Here is a 15,871-nt window from a genome sequence, read left to right as displayed (position 1 = left end):
TGCGGGCTCCGTGGACGGGGTGCGCCGCGGTCAGCTAGGGGATTCCACGAGCACCTCGCTGCCGCGCAGCGGCGAGGCGCACTGGTCGCAGGCGAGCCGGCCGTGGAAGTCCTGGCCGCAGGCGCGGTGGGTGAAGACCAGCGCGGGCCCCTCGGGCGCGCGGAACCAGCGTTGGCCCCAGGCGAGGGCGGTCATCGCGACGGGAAAGAAGGCCCGGCCCTTCTTGGTGAGCCGGTAGGTGTGCCAGTCGGGTCGTTCGGGGTTCGGCTCCTGGGCGAAGACGCCCAGCTCGCAGAAGGTCCGCAGCCGTGCCGAGACGATGGACGGCGGCGCGCCGAGCCACTGGGCGAAGTCGCGGAACCGGCGTGCGCCGAGGAACGCGGCCCCGAGGATCGCCGCCGACCAGCGGTTGCCGATCAGCGCCATGGTCTCGGGGAACATCCCCGCCGTGCCGGTCGACTCGGACCGGCGCCGGGTGGACGCGGCCGGGACCGAGCGGCTCCAGCTTCCGCTCGGGCCGAACGCGCCCGCGACGTCGCGCGGCTCGACCGGCCGGCCGCAGGCGGCGCACTCGAGCACGGGGGTGAACTCCCGCCCGCACCCGCGGTGCACCATCCGCGGCAGCCGTTCCACGTGGACCGGCACCCACGCCGCCTCCCACGCCCAGATCGCCAGCAGCACGGGCCACAGGTCGCGGCCCCGCTTGGTGAGCGTGTACGCCAGGCGGTTACCGCCCTGGTACCGGGTGCGCTCGAACACCCCCATCTCGGTGAGGTAGGCGAGCCGCCGGGTGAGCACCGCGTGCGAGATCGGCAGCGCGTCGCGCCAGTCCGCGTACCGCCGGGCGCCCGCCATCGCGTACCGGAGGATCAGCAGGTTCCACTCGTCGCTCACCAGCCCGAGCGTGTACCCGACCGCGTTCGTCCCGCCGGGCGCGAGCCGGGTGGGCCGGTCCGGGGGGTGGACGAGCGGCTCGGCGGGGCCGTCCGCGGTGGCGGGTCTCGGGGTCAACGAATCGGGCGCCTTTCATCGACGGAAACCGAGGGCGTCGGCCGCCGACTCCGTCTGATGCCAGCCGGGGATCGCGGACCCGGGCGCCCACGTGGCGTGGGTGCCGCTGCAGATCCGCTCCGGCAGCCGGACCCGAGCGATCGGCCCGTCCTCGATCCGCGACGCCTCGAAGATCAGGCAGTCGGACCGATCCTCGTTCATGTCAAGGGTAAAGGTAAGGACGTAGCCGTCGTCCTCGGACGTGGCGCCGACCCGCGGGGCCATCGCGGGCTCGCTCAGGTACACCCCCTCCGGCAGCCGGTAGCGCTGCTCGGCGCCGGTCTCGGTGTCGTGCCGGACCAGGCCGTTGAGCAGGAACCAGCCCTCCACGCCGGTCGCGGCGTACGCGTACCGGTGGCGCTGCCCGCCGATGAGGGTGTTGGCCACGCCGAACTCGGTGATCGTGTCGGTGAGCCGCTCCTCCTTCACCTCGCCGGTGACGAGGTTGAGCCGCCAGCGGTGCAGCCGGGTCTGCATCCGGTCGAGGGCGAGGAAGCGGAACATGCGCCGGTAGACGCCGCCCTCCCCGGTGTCGGCCGGCTCGGGGTCGTCCTGGTAGAAGCCGTCGAGGACGATCTCGTCGCCGTCCTCGTAGGCGTTGATCCAGTGCAGCACGTACGTCGGGCTCGCCTCGAACCAGCGGATGTCGCCCGGCCCGCCGCGGCGCGGGATGACGCCGAGCCGGCTCGGGATCTCCGGGTGGAAGCGGACCGCGTAGACGCCCTTCTTGAGCAGCTCGGGCTCCCAGAAGAGCGGGAAGTCGTTGAGGATGGCGTAGTTCTCGGTGAAGGCCATGTCGTGCGGCAGCCGGGGCCCGGGCAGCGGGACCTCGGTGTAGTGCACCAGCCGGTTGTCCGCGTCGACCACGCCGTAGTGCATGTACGGCGCCTCGGTCGTGTAGTTGAAGAACAGCAGCTCGCCGGTGCGCGGGTCGACCTTGGTGTGCGCGGACACCCCGCACTCCGGGGCCCAGTCGGCCTTGCCGAGCGTGTCGAGGGTGAACGGGTCGAGCCGGTACACCTCGCCGCACTGGTAGAAGCTGGTGAGCGCGACCCCGGCGTGCACCACCACGTCGGTGCTGGAGGAGTCCTTCAGCCCGCCGCGGGCGCCCCAGCCGTCCTTGCGGATGCCCTTCTCGCGCCGCTCGGCGATGCCCGCCCACAGCGCGCGGCCCGCCTCCTGCTCGGCGAGGAACCCGTCGGTGCGGATGAACCGGTTGCGGTAGAACGCCTTGCCGTCCCGGAACCCGATCAGGTGGATCATGCCGTCGCCGTCGAACGGGTGGTACAGCTCGATCGCCGGGTGCACCGGGTTCTCGGTGTTGCGCAGGTAGACGCCGTCGAGATCGGCCGGGATCTCGCCCTCCACGTCGAGGTCGTCGGCGGCCCACTCGGTGGTCTGCGGGCGCCACGGCCCGGTGCGGTAGGGGTGGTCGTCGTCCTCCGGCAGGGTGGACAACGCCCGCCCCACGACCTGGACGTCCATGGGGTTCTCCTCCTTCACTCGGTGCCGATGACGAAGCTCACGGTGGTGGTCGTGCTGCCGCCGATGTTGAGGGTGGCGAAGCGGCGGGCCCGCTCGAGCTGCGTCGGCCCCGCCGTACCGGTGACCTGGCGGTGGGCGTCGAGCACCATGCGCACGCCGGTCGCGCCGACCGGGTGGCCGATGCCGAGCAGCCCGCCGCCGGGGTTGACCGGGCAGCGGCCGTCGCGTTCCAGGTCGCCGTTCTCGATCGCCTTCCAGCTCTCGCCGGGGCCGGTGAGCCCGAGGTGGTCGATCGCCAGGTACTCGGACATGGTGAAGCAGTCGTGGACCTCGACCCCGTCGACCGCCGCCACGCCGGGGATGCCGGCCCGCCGGAACGCGTCGAGCGCCGCCTCGCGCACGTGCGGCAGCACGTACGGCTCGTCGGCGGAGCGCCGCAGTTTGTGGTCGAGCGGCAGGGCGACGGTGCGGTGGCCCCAGCCCTGGACGCGGGAGCGCACCCCGGACGGGGCGCGCTCGGCGAGGAAGCGCTCGCTCACCAGCACGAGCCCGGCGCCGCCGTCGGTGATCTGGCTGCAGTCGTAGCGGCGCAGCCGGCCCGCCACCGGCGGGTTGACCTCGTCGTCGTCGGTGAAGTGCCGGTCGGTGAACTCCCAGCTCCGGGTCTGGGCGTTCGGGTTCGCCTTGGCGTTGCGGAAATTGAGCTCGGCGATCGCGCGCAGGTGCCGGTCGTCGACGCCGTAGCGGCGGTCGTACTCGTCGGCGAGCGCGGCGAAGGTGTACGGCCAGACGAACCTGGCCTCCTGTGCCTCGTGGCCGACCCACGAGGCGGCGCGCATCCTCTCGGCCGCGAGGTCGCCGGGCACGGTGCGCTCGAGCTCGAGGCCGAGCACGAGCGCGACGTCGTAGCGGCCGGACTCCAGGTCGGCCATTGCCGCGAGGATCGCGACCCCGCCGGAGGCGCAGGCGGCCTCGTGCCGGGCCGCGGGCGTCCCCCACAGCTCGGGGAGCACGGTGGCGGGCATGCCGCCGAGGTGTCCCTGCCCGGTGTACAGCTCGCCGAAGGCGTTGCCGACGTGGATCACGTCGACGTCGGCCGGCTCGAGTCCGGCGTCCTCAAGCGTCTTGGTGGTCACCTCGCGGGCGAGATCGGAGAGCTCCAGGCCCTCACGGGTCCAGTTGCGGGCGAAGTCCGTCTGATGGCCGCCCAGGATCCACACGCCGGTGGTCATCGCGGGGCCTCCCTTGCTGCACGGCCCGGACGGGCCGGTGGCCCCTTACTACAACAGTGAGAGTTGCAGATGTCAATGGGCGATTTCGTGCCCGCTGGTAACCAGGGCAGAGCCGGATAAATCAGTCTTGTGGCGTGCAAAGGGTCTGGCTACATTTAGCGGAGCAACGCTACGGAGCGGAGGAGTCACTCGTGGCGGACGCCTTCGTGCTGGACTACGTGCGCACGCCCCGCGGCAAGGGCTCGTCCCGCGGCTCGCTCGCCGGGGTGCGCCCGCTCGACCTCGTGGTACGGCTGCAGCGGGCGCTGGTGGAGCGCACCGGGCTCGACCCGGAACGCGTGGAGGACGTGATCATCGGGTCGGCCTCGCAGGTGGACGACCAGGGTGGCAACCTCGCCCGTACCGCCACCCTGCTCGCGGGCTGGGGCGACCACGTGCCGGGCGGCGCGGTCAACCGGTTCTGCGCCTCCGGGATCGACGCGGTCGCCCAGGTGAGCGCCCGCATCCGGGCCGGTGAGCTGCAACTCGCGGTGGCCGGCGGGGTGGAGAGCGTGTCCCGGGTGCCGATGTTCGCCGACCGGGCGCCGCTGTGGACGGACGCCGAGGTGATCCGGCAGGTCGGCTCGGTGCACATGGGCATCGCCGCCGACCTCAACGCCACGCTGGAGGGCTACACGCGCGAGCAGCTCGACGCGTACGGCGTGGAGACCCAGCGCAAGGCGGCCGAGGCCTGGGAGCGCGGCGCGTACGCCGGCTCGGTGGTGCCGGTCGAGCTGCCCGACGGCACGCTCTTCGACCGGGACGAGCTGGTCCGCCCGGACACCACCGCGGAGGGCCTCGCCGCACTGCCGCCCGCGTTCGCCGAGCTCGGCGCGCAGGGCCAGGACGCGATCGCGCTCGCCGCCCACCCGGAGGCCGGGCGCATCGAGCACCTGCACACCGTGGGCACCTCCCCGTCGCTCGCGGACGGGGCCGCGCTGCTGCTGCTCGGCGACGCCGCGGCCGCCGAGGCCGCCGGGCTCCGCCCGCGGGCCCGCGTGGTGGCCTGCGCGACCGCCGCGGTCGACCCGGTGCTCATGCTCACCGCGGGCCAGGCGGCGGTGGAGCGGGCGATCGCGCGGGCCGGGCTCACCCCCGCCGACATCGACGTGTTCGAGTTCGCCGAGGCGTTCGCCGCGCTCTGCCTGACCTTCCGCCGCGACCTCGACGCCGGCCCGGACCGGCTCAACCCGAACGGCGGCACGATCGCGATGGGCCACGCCTTCGGCGCCACCGGCGCGATCATGGTCGGCGGCTGCGTGGACGAGCTGGAGCGCCGCGAGGGCCGGTACGGCGTGGCCGCGGTGAGCGGCGCGGCCGGGCTCGGCGTGGCCGTGGTACTGGAAAGGGTGCCGGCATGAAAAGCCTCGACGGCCGGGTGATCGTGGTGACCGGCGGCGGACGCGGCCTCGGCCGGGCGTTCGCCCTCGAGCTCGCCGCCCGCGGCGCCCGGGTGGTGGTGAACAACCGCAACCGCGTGGTGGACGACGCCGGGCTCGGCCCGGCCGACCACGTGGTCGCCGAGATCCGCGCGAACGGCGGCGAGGCGGTCGCCGAGCACGGCGACGTGACCGACCCGGCCACCGCGCGGCGCATCGTCGAGCTCGCCCTCGGCACCTGGGGCCGCATCGACGGCTGCGTGACCAGCGCCGCGATCGGCGGCCCCGGCATGTTCCACAAGGTCTCCCCCGAGGACTTCGCCACGGTGATCCGCACCAACCTGCTCGGCACCGCCCAGGTCGCCGCGGCCTGCGCCGCCGAGATGCGCAAGGCCGGGCACGGGCGGATCGTGCTCGTGGCGAGCACCGGCGGCCTGCACGGCGAGGTCGGCCTGTCGGCGTACGCGGCGAGCAAGGGCGGCATCATCGCGCTCGGCCGGTCGATCGCGGCCGAGGGCGCCCGGCACGGGGTGTTCGCCAACGTGCTGCTGCCGTACGCGGTCACCCAGCTCACCGACGCGGCGATCGACGAGCGGTACCGGCCGCTGCTCGACCCGGCCGCGGTCGCCCCGGTGGTCGCCGCGCTGTGCGACCCGGGCTGCACGCTCAACGGCGAGGTGCTCGTCGCCGCGGGCGGCGGCCTGCGCGCGGTGAGCGTGCTCGAGCACGCGACCGTGCCGCTGCCCTACGGCCCGCTCGCCCCCGACCGGCTGGGGGAGCTGCTCGACCGCAGCCGGAGCGCCCCCGGCCGCGGGTACGGCACGGCCCGCGAGGCGTTCCTCGACCTCGCCGAGGAGCTCGCCACCGGGCGGGCCGAGGAGGCGTCCCGGCCGTGAGCCTCGTCCCGCTGCTGGTCAACCTGGCGGTGACGGCCGTCGTGGTGGCGGCCACCATGCTCGCCACCCTCGCCGCGGCGCTGCGGCTGGGCCGGCACAGCGTGATCGACACGGTCTGGGGCCTCGGCTTCGTGATCATCGCCGCGGTGAGCTTCCTCCTCTCCGGCCTGCAGGGGGAGGGGCTGACCGCGCGCCGGGTCCTCGTGCTCGCCCTCACCGCCGTCTGGGGACTGCGCCTCGCCGGGCACATCCACCGGCGCGCCCGGGGCCACGGCGAGGACCCCCGCTACGCCGCGCTGCTGCGCCGGTGCACCGGCCCGGTGGTGCCGTTCACGCTCCGCACGATCTACTGGCCGCAGGGCCGGACCATGTGGGTGGTCTCGCTGCCGGTGCAGGTGTCGATGTACCAGGACGTGCCGCTCGGCCTCGTCACCGTGCTCGCGGTGGCGGTGTGGACGGTCGGCTTCCTGTTCGAGGCGGTCGGCGACCACCAGCTCGCCCGGTTCAGGGCCGACCCGGCGAACCACGGCAAGGTGCTCGACCGCGGCCTGTGGGCGTGGACCCGGCACCCCAACTACTTCGGCGACGCCACGGTCTGGTGGGGCATGTTCCTGCTCGCCTGCTCCCACTGGAGCGGCCTGCCCACGGTCGTCGGCCCGATCCTCATGACCCACATGCTCGTCAACCGCACCGGCAAGGCCCTGCTCGAGCGCCGCATGGCCCGCTCGCGCGGCCCCGAGTACGCCGCGTACGTGGCGCGCACCAGCGGCTTCCTCCCCCGCCCGCCGCGCCGCCGGGGCCGATGAGCCCGCGCGGCCGGTGCCGTCTCGTCCGGTACGGCCGGGCCGCGGTGACCGGCTGTGGTCGCGGCGGACCCGGAGGTCGTGTCCGCTCAGTACCTTGTGTGCATGGACGCGAACCGGGCGGCACTTTGTGGCGAATCGCGGTGTTCGCGCATCGCCGGGGGTGGGCATGGCGGCCCGCTGCGTGGGATGACCGGGCGGGCGAGCCGTACCGGTTCGCCGGCGTGCGCGACAAGGCCGGGGGCGGGGAGGCGACCATGACCGGGGGGAGCCCGCCGTCCCGCATCCTCGTGGTGGAGCACGACCCCACGATCGCCGAGGTGATCGTGCGCTACCTGGAACGCGACGGGCACCGGGTGGAGTGGGTGCGCGACGCGGCCAAGGCGCTGCGGCGCGCCTCGGCCGAGCCGCCGGACCTCGTCATCCTCGACCTCAGGACCCCGCAGCCCGAGGTGGTGGAGATGTGCCGGGCGCTGCGGGAGCCCTCGCCCGGGCCGGTGATCATGCTCACCGTGTCCGGCGACGACCTCGACCGGGCCGTGGCGGTGGAGATCGGGGCCGAGGACTACGTGACCAAGCCGTTCAGCCCGCGCGAGCTCGCCCTGCGGGTGGGGTCGCTGCTGCGCCGGTCGCGCGGCACGGCGGTGGCGTCCGGGGCGGCGGGCGGCGTGCTGCGCGACGGCGACCTCGTCGTCGACGTCGGCGCCCGCGACGTACGGCTCGGCGACGCCGCGGTGACCCTCACCACGCGGGAGTTCGACCTGCTCACCCACCTCATGCGCAACCCGCGCCAGGCGTTCAGCCGGGCCGCGCTGCTCCACCAGGTGTGGGGCTGGTCGTTCGGCGACTCCTCGACGGTCACCGTGCACGTGCGGCGGCTCCGCGAAAAGATCGAGAAGGACCCGACCGCCCCGCGGCGGATCGTCACCGTCTGGGGCGTTGGGTACCGGTACGAGCCGATGGAGGGGTGACCCGGGGCCGTGCCGTACGGCGCGGCGTGCCGGGTGGGCGACGGAGCGTCACAGCCCGCGGCCGGTGGGGGCGAGGTACGGCATGCGCGCGACGCGGCCCGCGGGCGGGCCGTCGGCGGCGGGCGCGGGGGACGACGCGGGGGACGGCCCGGGGCGCACGCGCCGGGTGGGCGGCGCGGGCCGTGGCACGGGCTCGGCGGGCGGGCCGGACTCGGCGCGTGCCGCCACGGGCCGGTCGGCCACGGGCTCGTCGCGTGGCGGCGTGGCGGCCGGGAGCGTGCCGGCGGGAGCGGCGTCGGCCGGGGCGCCGGTCGGCTCGCCGGGGGCCGCGCCCGCGGGCTCGGCGTGGCCGGGTCCGGCGGCGTGGGCGGCGGGCTGGAGGATCGCGTCGGAGAGGGCGCGGAAGGTCGGGCACGGCCAGCGCCACATGCAACTGCGGCAGCGCAGCACCGGATGGGGGCCGTTGTTCGTGATGCCGCCCGCGTCGCGCGGCTGGTGCAGGTCGAGCAGGCGCAGCAGCAGGCCGCTCAGCGACAGCACCTCCTCCCGGGCGGAGGCGAGGAAGTCGAGGTCCTCGACGGTGAGCCGGGCGCGGACCGGGACGTAGCCGTCCCGGTTGACGAGCGCGCGCAGCGGGGCGAGCCGGCCGCGCCACGGCGAGGCGCGCTCGGCCCGGGCCAGCAGCGCCGAAAGACGCTGGCGCAGCAGGATGCGGTGCGGATCCTCGGGCGGTTCGATCGTCATGAGTCCTGGCCCCCGATACCTCGGCCTCTCAGAGAGTCAATACTTGCGTACTCTCCGTTTTCGTGTGACCGAAATCCGGGAACGAAGGGCGGACGACTCTTCACTCGGTCAGGAATCGGCAGAGAGCGTGACCGGAGGCCGGGACGGCGCTAGTGTGCCCGCTGTGGAGCTGAAAGTCTCGACTCGGGTCACGGCCGGTAACGCCGTGATGACCATCGTCGGTGAAATCGACCTGTACACGGCGCCGCGTCTGCAGGCCGAGTTCGCCCGCCTGCTGGAGGACGGTCCCTCGCGGGTCGTCATCGACATGTCCGGCGTGGAGTTCTGCGACTCCACCGGGATGAACGTGCTGCTGTCCGCCCTCAAGCGGCTGCGGGAGCGCGGCGGCGGGCTCGAGGTCGCCGCGCCGCGCCCGGCGGTGCGCAAGATCCTGCAGGTGACGGGCCTCGACTCGGTGTTCGTCGTACACGACCAGGTGCCCGCGGAGCTGCTCACCGAGCAGTCCGGGTAGCCGCATCGACCCGGAACGTTCCTCGTCGTCGGTGGCGCCGCGCCGCCGATCCGGCGCGGTGGCCGGTCCGTGACGTGCGTGCAGGCGCGCGACCGGGTCGCCACGGCCCGCGGCCGCGGGCGTGACGGCGCTGGAGCGCGCCGACGTGGGCGAATGCGCGACCGGGCGCATGCCCGAGCGCCCCTGGGTGCCGCCGTGCGCCCGAGGGCGGTGCGCCCGGGCTGTCCGATCGGACGCCGGCAGGCGCGGCCGTACGTCGTGCCGGCCCGCGTGCCGTACGGCCTCGGCCCCTATCCGGGGTACGGCACGGCCCGCCCAGGGGGTCGCCGTGTGGCGGCGGGAGGGAACCGACGGTGATCGGAGCGGAAAGCGCCGTGAAAATTGCGTAAATCAGAAGATTTGCCTGCTTTCTGTCGGCCGTTTCAGAAGTGATCACGCCGTTCGCTTTTGGCGAGATTTTGGGTGCGGCCGTAATCGATCTTGAATTGCGATCATTTTTCTCATTCGGGGCAGGCGTTAAAGAGATCCCCAAGCGCCCCGCTGTGCCGCGTATGTGACTGTGATTCGCGGCTTTCACACGTTGTCCCGTCCGTCCCGTCGCCGCCGCCGGACGTCCTCGCGGCCCGCGGCGTGATCCACCGGCCCTGCGGCCGCCGCCCGCGACCGCGGCGTGCCCGCGCCGGAACGCCCCGGGGGTGCCGGGCGGCGCACTAGCCTAGGGCGTCATGGACGACACTGCGGTGATCATTCCCGCGAAGAACGAGGCCGCCCGCATCGGCGCGACCGTGACCGCGGCCCGCGCCCTGCCGGGGGTGGGCCTCGTCGTCGTGGTCGACGACGGCTCGACCGACCAGACCGGCCGCATCGCCAAGGCGGCGGGCGCCCGCGTGGTACGGCACAGCCGTAACCGCGGCAAGGCCGCCGCGATGGAGAGCGGCGCCGAGGCGGTGGCCCTGCTCGACGAGGGCGAGCCGCGCCACCTGCTGTTCCTCGACGCCGACCTGGGCGAGACCGCGGCCGAGGCGGCCCCGCTGATCGAGCCGGTCCGGGCCGGCACCGCGGACATGACCATCGCCGTGTTCCGTAACCGGGTCCGCCGCGGCGGCCACGGCTTCGTGGTGAAGCTCGCCTACGAGGGCATCAAGCGGGCCGTCGGGTTCGAGGCGACCCAGCCGCTCAACGGCCAGCGCTGCCTCACCCGGGCCGCGTTCGAGGCGGCGCGCCCGCTCGCCCACGGGTTCGGGGTGGAGACCGGGCTCACCATCGACCTGATCCGCAGGGGGTACCGGGTGGTCGAGGTCGAGGTCGACATGGCCCACCGGGCCACCGGCAACGACTGGCGGTCGCAGCTGCACCGGGCCAGGCAGTTCCGCGACGTCGCCCTCGCGCTCGCCGCCCGCGAGCCGGTGATCGCGGCACAGCTCGCGAAGCTGCGCGGCGGTCGCCGCTGACGCCGATGCGCACCCGCGCGCTGCCGTACCTGGCGGTCACCGGCCTGACCGCAGGCATCGCGCTCACGATCCTCATCGGCCTGCTCGGCCCGTCCGCGATGGTGCCGCACCTCGCCGGGACGCCCGGGCAGCCGCCGTACTCGCTCGGCCTCGGCCCGGGCCCGCACCTGGCCATCGCGCTCGGCGCGGCCGCGCTCGTCTTCGGCGCGCTGGGCCTCGCCGCCGGGCTCGCGGCGCTCGCCCGCGGCTGGTCCCCCGACCCCCGGCGGCTGCTGCTCGCGGGCTGTCTCGCCGCGGTCGTCCTCGCGTTCCTGCCGCCGTCCGGCTCGGCCGACCATCTCAACTACGCCGCCTACGGCCGCATCGCCGCGCTCGGCCTCGACCCGTACCAGGCCACGCCCGCCGGCCTGCCCGCCGACCCGGTGGCGGCCGCCGTGGAGGAGTGGCGGGACACGCCGAGCGTGTACGGCCCGGCGGCCACCGCGGTGCAGTTCGCGGCGAGCCTGATCGGCGGCACCTCGGTACGGCTCACCGTGTTCGCCATGGAACTGGTGAACGCGGCGGCGTTCGTCGCCGTGGCGGTGCTGCTCCACCGGTACGCCGCCCCGGCCGGCCGGGCCCGGGCGGCCCTGCTGTGGGCGGCGAACCCGCTCGTGATCTACCACCTCGCCGCGGGCATGCACGTGGACACGCTCGCGGTCGCCTGCATGGTCGCCGCCCTCGTCGCCGGGGGACCGGCCTGGCCGGCCGCCTCGCCGTACCGGCTCGCCGGGGCGGGCGCGCTGCTCGGCCTCGGCGTCGCGGTGAAGGTCAACGCCGGGCTCGCCGCGCTCGGCCCCGCCTGGGCGCTGCGGCCGTGGCGGCGCGACCCCGCGACCGCCGGGACCGGCGACCGGGTGGCCGCGCCGATCGGGCCGCGGGGCCGGGAGGCGGGCGGCGCCGCGGCCGTGCCGGCGGCCGAGACGGCCCCGGCGGGCGGTGGGCGGGTGGACGAACCGGCCGGCACAGGGGAGCCCAGGCCAGGGCAGGCCAGGGCAGGCCAGGGCGGGCCGTGGCGGGTGGGCAGGCTCGCGGTGGTCGCGGGCGTGGCGGTCGCCGTCGCCGGGGCCGGCTACCTGCTCGCCGGGCCGTACGTGCTCGACCAGGTCTCCCGGGCCACCGAGATGGTCTCACTCGCCACGCCGTGGGCGCTGGTGAAGGGCTGGCTGCAGGCCCTGTTCGGGCCGGGCGGCTACCGGTCGTGGATCCGGGCGGGCTCGCTCGCCCTGCTCGTGCTGCTCGCCGTGCTGCTCGCCCGGGCGCTGCGCGAGCCGTACCGGCTCACCGGAACCGGCGGCGATCCCGCGCCGGGGGCCGCGGCCGTGGTCGTCGCGGCCTGGCTGGTCGCCGCGCCGTACGCGCTGCCGTGGTACGACGGGCTGCTGTTCGCGCTGCTCGCCATGGTGCCCGCGACCGCCCTCGACGGCTTCGCGGTGGCCCGGCTCGCCGTGCTCTCCCTCGGCTACCTGCCCGCGCGGCAGGCCGGGCGGCCGGAGGACCTGGAGTGGCTCGTCACCGGGGTCAGGGCGACCGTGGTGCCGTGGATTCTGCTGGCGCTGACGGTGGCGCTTGCGGGGTGGGCGTGGCGTGCCGGATCGCGTGCACGCACGCGGCGAGGGTGAGCGGCACGGCCACGGTGAGCGCCATCGCCGGGATCGCCACCCCCGAGTCGTTGCTCACGAAGCCGACGAGCGCGCAGGTGAGCACGCCGAACAGCCCCGGGCGGAGCGTGGGCGCCTGCTCGAACGCCCGGCTGAGCGCGGACGCGCCCCACCGGGAGGGCCGGGCGAGCACGAGGTAGAGGAACGCGAGCGCGGCGATCGCGAGCGCGGTGAGCGGCAGGTTCCCCAGCGTGCCGACCATCGCGCCGAACTTGCGGCCCACCACGGCCAACGCCTCGCCGTCGAGCACCTGCTGCACGAACGCGCCGAGGTGGGTGCGCCGCTCCGCCGGGCGCAGCCAGTCCGCCACCGCGATCGCCGTGATCAGCACGCCGCCCGCGGCCGCGCCGATCGCGAGCCGCGCCGGGGAGAGGCGGCGGCCGGTGAGCATGATCATGAAGATCGCGAACCCGAGGGTGAACGCGGGCACGCCCCCGAAGTCGGCCCCCCACCCGGGCCAGCCGTCCGCGGCGATCGCGAGCGCGCCGTACCCGAGGCAGACCGCCACCGCGAGGCGGCGCCGCCCCCGCGCGAGCAGCGCGCCCGCCACCCCGGCGAGGGCGAGGATCGTCCCCGTGGCGTACACCGCGAAGGCGATGTTGCTGAACCCGTAGAACCGCCCGCCGGTCACCGGCTCGTACCCGGTGACCGCGTTCACCTGGAGCCGGGAGCCGGTCATCACGTCCGCGAGCAGCGCCAGCGAGGTCACGGCGGCGACCACGGTGAGCGGCCCGAGCACGTGCCGCCGCCACGGCCCGGCGAGCGCGACCGCGGCGATCAGCCCGGCGAAGCCGAGGATCGTGACGATCAGCGCGGTCATCGGGTACGGCATGCCCCACCACGGCACGAGCTGGGCGAGGAACGTGGACACCGCGACCGCGCCGCTCACCACCGCCACCACCCGGGTGGCCGCGAGCGCCCGGCCGCCCGGCCGCCTGCGCACCGCGACCGCGGCGGCGCCGTAGAAGACCAGCTGCACCGCGACGAACAGGCTGAAGAACGGCGCCCGCACCCGCCGCAGCACCTGACCGGCGACGTCGGCGTCGGCGAGCTCGGCGACGGTGGCGAGCACCGGCTCCGGCGCCGCGCCGCCCGGCGTCCAGGCCCGGCCCACCATGCCGGGCACCGTCTCGAGGCCGAGCGCGGTGAGCACGGTCGCGGTGAGGTCGGTGATCGTGACGAGGGCGTCCTGGCGGGTCGACGCGGCGGTGAGGAACCCGCGCGGGTACGGCGCGCCGCCCGGGGCCGCCGGTCCGGCCGCGATCGCCACGTGCAGCCGGGGCGCGTCGGTGACGTCGGAGATCCCGGCGACGAGCACGGTCGTGCCGTCCGGGACGCGCCGCAGCACCTGGCCGATCCGCGCGTCGGCGGCGGCCGCCGCGAGCCGCCGCGCCTCCGCCGACGGCGGCCCGGCCGAGGCCGCCCGGGCGAGGTCGGCGATCTCGACCACGACCAGGTGGTACGCCGCGAGATCGCCGAGCGCGTCGACGGCGTCGGCGTACGCGGGCACCCGCCCGGACCGGTCGGCGGCGGCGAGCGCCGCACCCGGGCCGGCGGCCGCCACCCGGCCACCGGCGTCCCGCACCGTCTGGCCGAGCAGCCCGATCCGCGCCCGGTACGCGCTCGCCGCGTTGAACGCGTCGTACCCGGCCCAGCCGGGCACCTGCGCCGACCCGTCCGCGCCGCGGGCCGGCGCCGTGGGACGCACGCACCCGTCGCCCGGCGTCCCGGCGCGCTGGCCCGCCGAGACGGTGAGCCATCCGGCGGCGTCGCAGGTGATGCCGCGGTCCGGCGGCGGGATCGCCCGGGTGGAGAGCGACGCCGCCCCGCCCCGGCCGGCCAGCCGCCGCAGGTTCGGGGTCTCCCCCTCCTCCAGGTCCGCCCACTCCAGCCCGGGCACCCCGATGAGCACCACCCGCCCCCTCGGGACGCCGGCCGCGTCGGCGGTCACCGCGCCGGCCGTGCCGTACCCCCTGCTCGACCCCCTGCTCGCCGCCGCCTCGGCCGCGGCGGCGGGGCCGCCCACGACGAGCGCGATCAACGCGACGAGGGCGGCGACCGTCGCCGCCGCGGGGAGTCCGCGCCACGTCCGAGCATGCGTACGGTGCGGCCCCCGAGCGGCCGGTCGCGGGGTGGGGATGGCGGAGTGCGCGGCGGTCGCCCGCGGGCGGCGTCGCCCTCCGGTCGGCGGTACCGGCACGCCGTCGGCCGGACACGGATTCGCTGCCCCCATCTGATCGCCCCGTTTCGCGGTGGAATGTGCTGCTCGGCGGCTGTCCCCTCGTGGGCCACCCAGTCTGCCGTACATCGCGGTAGCCTGCCGGGTCGTGACGACTGGCACGCTCTCCGCGATCAGGAAACCCGTCTGGGGCCGGGTGCTGGCCTGGTTGATCATCGTCGTGGCGGCGGCGCCCGTGGTGGCGTACTGGCTGACCAACCCGGACGACCAGCGCCTGGTGGACCTGGAGGTCTACCGCACCGGCGCGCAGAGCGTGCTGCAGGGCATGCCGGTGTACGACTTCGTCACGCCCGCCCCGCAGCTGCTGCCGTTCACCTATCCGCCGATCGCGGTGCTGCTCGCCATCCCGCTCGCCTGGATGTCCTGGCCGGTCGCGCAGTGGGTGTGGACCGCGGGCATCTTCGTCGCCCTCGCCGTCACGGTACGGCACGCGTTCCGCGCCGCCCTGGAGGGCCCGGACGGGCGGTTCGCCGGGCCGTGGGCGCCGCTGGCGTTCGGCCTGCTCACCGCCGCGTGCACCTACCTCATGCCGATCCGCGACCAGGTCCGGTTCGGCCAGATCGACATCCTGCTCGTCATGCTCTGCCTGGTCGACCTGAGTGCGCGGCGGCCGTGGTGGCCGCGCGGCATGCTGATCGGCCTCGCCACCGCGGTCAAGCTCACCCCCGGCGTCTTCCTCATCTACCTGCTCATCACCGGGTTCGGCCGGGACGGCTCGCGCGAGCAGCGGCAGACCTTCTTCATAGCGTGCTTCACCGCCGCGCTGCTCACCCTCGCCCCGTTCGCGGTGATCCCGCAGGACGCCGCCGACTTCTGGTTCTCCGCGCTGCTCGACTCCGACCGGGTCGGCGCGAACGCGGCCACCACGAACCAGTCGATCCGCGGCATGCTGCTGCGCATCTACCTGCCCGACGCGGTCACCAGCGCGATCTGGCTCGCCCTCGTCGCGGTCGTCGCCTGGTACGGCTTCCGCTTCGCGCGCCGGGCCTTCCGCGACGGCGACCCGATGACCGCGATCGCGCTCACCGGGCTCATGGCCGTACTGCTCTCCCCGGTCGCCTGGATCCACCACCTCGCCTGGATCGTCGTCGTGCTCGGCGCGGTCGTCGCCACCGGGCGCGACCCGGCACGGCTGTGGCTCGCCGCCGGGATCTGGCTCTACTACGTGCTCACCATTCCCTGGTGGGGGGTGTCGCTGCGGGCCGCGGAGATCCCCGTGCTCAGCCCGGTGGTGGGCCGGATCGTGCAGGACGCGTTCGGCATCGGCGCCGTGGTCCTGGTGTGGCTGCTCGGCCATCGCCTGCGGCGAACGCCGCCGGTGCCCGCGGCCGATTCCGCTGCGGGACCCTGAGGATCGGGGTTACGCTGCGT

13 protein-coding genes are annotated in these 15,871 nt (G+C 75.2%); 8 read left to right on the top strand and 5 right to left on the bottom strand.

Annotation, left to right across the window (positions count from 1 at the left end; translation table 11 throughout):
- Positions 1-30: 30 nt before the first annotated feature.
- From FHX40_RS22710 to FHX40_RS22700, 3 genes are read right to left on the bottom strand one after another with little or no spacing between them, the layout of a single operon-like run.
- Positions 31-1,011, bottom strand: a complete 981-nt coding sequence (locus tag FHX40_RS22710) for a winged helix-turn-helix transcriptional regulator (RefSeq protein ID WP_142262016.1) — start codon at positions 1,009-1,011, stop codon at positions 31-33.
- 15 nt (positions 1,012-1,026) lie between these two features.
- The gene (locus tag FHX40_RS22705) at positions 1,027-2,535 is read right to left on the bottom strand and encodes a carotenoid oxygenase family protein (RefSeq protein WP_142262015.1); all 1,509 of its coding nucleotides are present in this window, start codon (positions 2,533-2,535) and stop codon (positions 1,027-1,029) included.
- Between the two features lie 14 nt (positions 2,536-2,549).
- Entirely contained in the window at positions 2,550-3,767 is a 1,218-nt protein-coding gene (locus tag FHX40_RS22700; protein ID WP_142262014.1) for an acetyl-CoA acetyltransferase, read from the bottom strand.
- A 191-nt stretch (positions 3,768-3,958) separates the two neighbouring features.
- Between FHX40_RS22700 and FHX40_RS22695 the strand changes: the two genes are divergently transcribed.
- The 4 genes from FHX40_RS22695 (at position 3,959) to FHX40_RS22680 (ending at position 7,855) form a co-directional block, all read left to right on the top strand.
- Complete coding sequence (locus FHX40_RS22695) at positions 3,959-5,167, top strand: acetyl-CoA C-acyltransferase (protein WP_142262013.1); 1,209 nt, start codon at positions 3,959-3,961, stop codon at positions 5,165-5,167.
- On the top strand, positions 5,164-6,081 hold the full coding sequence (locus tag FHX40_RS22690) for an SDR family NAD(P)-dependent oxidoreductase (protein ID WP_142262012.1): 918 nt from the start codon (positions 5,164-5,166) through the stop codon (positions 6,079-6,081). Before FHX40_RS22695 ends, FHX40_RS22690 begins: the two co-directional genes overlap by 4 nt.
- Positions 6,078-6,887: a DUF1295 domain-containing protein gene (locus tag FHX40_RS22685; protein WP_229788477.1), complete on the top strand. Its 810-nt coding sequence runs from the start codon at positions 6,078-6,080 to the stop codon at positions 6,885-6,887. Before FHX40_RS22690 ends, FHX40_RS22685 begins: the two co-directional genes overlap by 4 nt.
- 254 nt (positions 6,888-7,141) lie before the next feature.
- Positions 7,142-7,855, top strand: a complete 714-nt coding sequence (locus tag FHX40_RS22680; protein ID WP_142262011.1) for a response regulator transcription factor — start codon at positions 7,142-7,144, stop codon at positions 7,853-7,855.
- 48 nt (positions 7,856-7,903) lie between these two features.
- Here FHX40_RS22680 and FHX40_RS25585 read toward each other — a convergent pair whose 3' ends face one another.
- Complete coding sequence (locus tag FHX40_RS25585; protein ID WP_189136159.1) at positions 7,904-8,599, bottom strand: hypothetical protein; 696 nt, start codon at positions 8,597-8,599, stop codon at positions 7,904-7,906.
- 163 nt (positions 8,600-8,762) lie between these two features.
- Here FHX40_RS25585 and FHX40_RS22665 point away from each other — a divergent pair, with 163 nt between their 5' ends.
- The 3 genes from FHX40_RS22665 (at position 8,763) to mptB (ending at position 12,222) form a co-directional block, all read left to right on the top strand.
- On the top strand, positions 8,763-9,110 hold the full coding sequence (locus tag FHX40_RS22665) for an STAS domain-containing protein (RefSeq protein WP_142262010.1): 348 nt from the start codon (positions 8,763-8,765) through the stop codon (positions 9,108-9,110).
- A 725-nt stretch (positions 9,111-9,835) separates the two neighbouring features.
- Positions 9,836-10,561: a glycosyltransferase family 2 protein gene (locus tag FHX40_RS22660; protein ID WP_142262009.1), complete on the top strand. Its 726-nt coding sequence runs from the start codon at positions 9,836-9,838 to the stop codon at positions 10,559-10,561.
- A 5-nt stretch (positions 10,562-10,566) separates the two neighbouring features.
- Positions 10,567-12,222, top strand: coding sequence for a polyprenol phosphomannose-dependent alpha 1,6 mannosyltransferase MptB (mptB, locus tag FHX40_RS22655; protein ID WP_142262008.1), 1,656 nt, complete (start codon positions 10,567-10,569; stop codon positions 12,220-12,222).
- Here mptB and FHX40_RS22650 read toward each other — a convergent pair.
- Complete coding sequence (locus tag FHX40_RS22650) at positions 12,122-14,302, bottom strand: hypothetical protein (protein ID WP_229788481.1); 2,181 nt, start codon at positions 14,300-14,302, stop codon at positions 12,122-12,124. The two genes, mptB and FHX40_RS22650, sit on opposite strands and share 101 nt — an antisense overlap.
- A gap of 286 nt (positions 14,303-14,588) precedes the next feature.
- Here FHX40_RS22650 and FHX40_RS22645 point away from each other — a divergent pair, with 286 nt between their 5' ends.
- Positions 14,589-15,851, top strand: coding sequence for a glycosyltransferase 87 family protein (locus FHX40_RS22645; RefSeq protein WP_142262006.1), 1,263 nt, complete (start codon positions 14,589-14,591; stop codon positions 15,849-15,851).
- Positions 15,852-15,871 lie beyond the last annotated feature (20 nt).

This window comes from Thermopolyspora flexuosa (assembly GCF_006716785.1).
Lineage (GTDB): Bacteria > Actinomycetota > Actinomycetes > Streptosporangiales > Streptosporangiaceae > Thermopolyspora > Thermopolyspora flexuosa.
The sequence above is the reverse complement of the archived record's forward strand: the minus strand, read 5'-3'. Positions and strand labels throughout refer to the sequence as shown.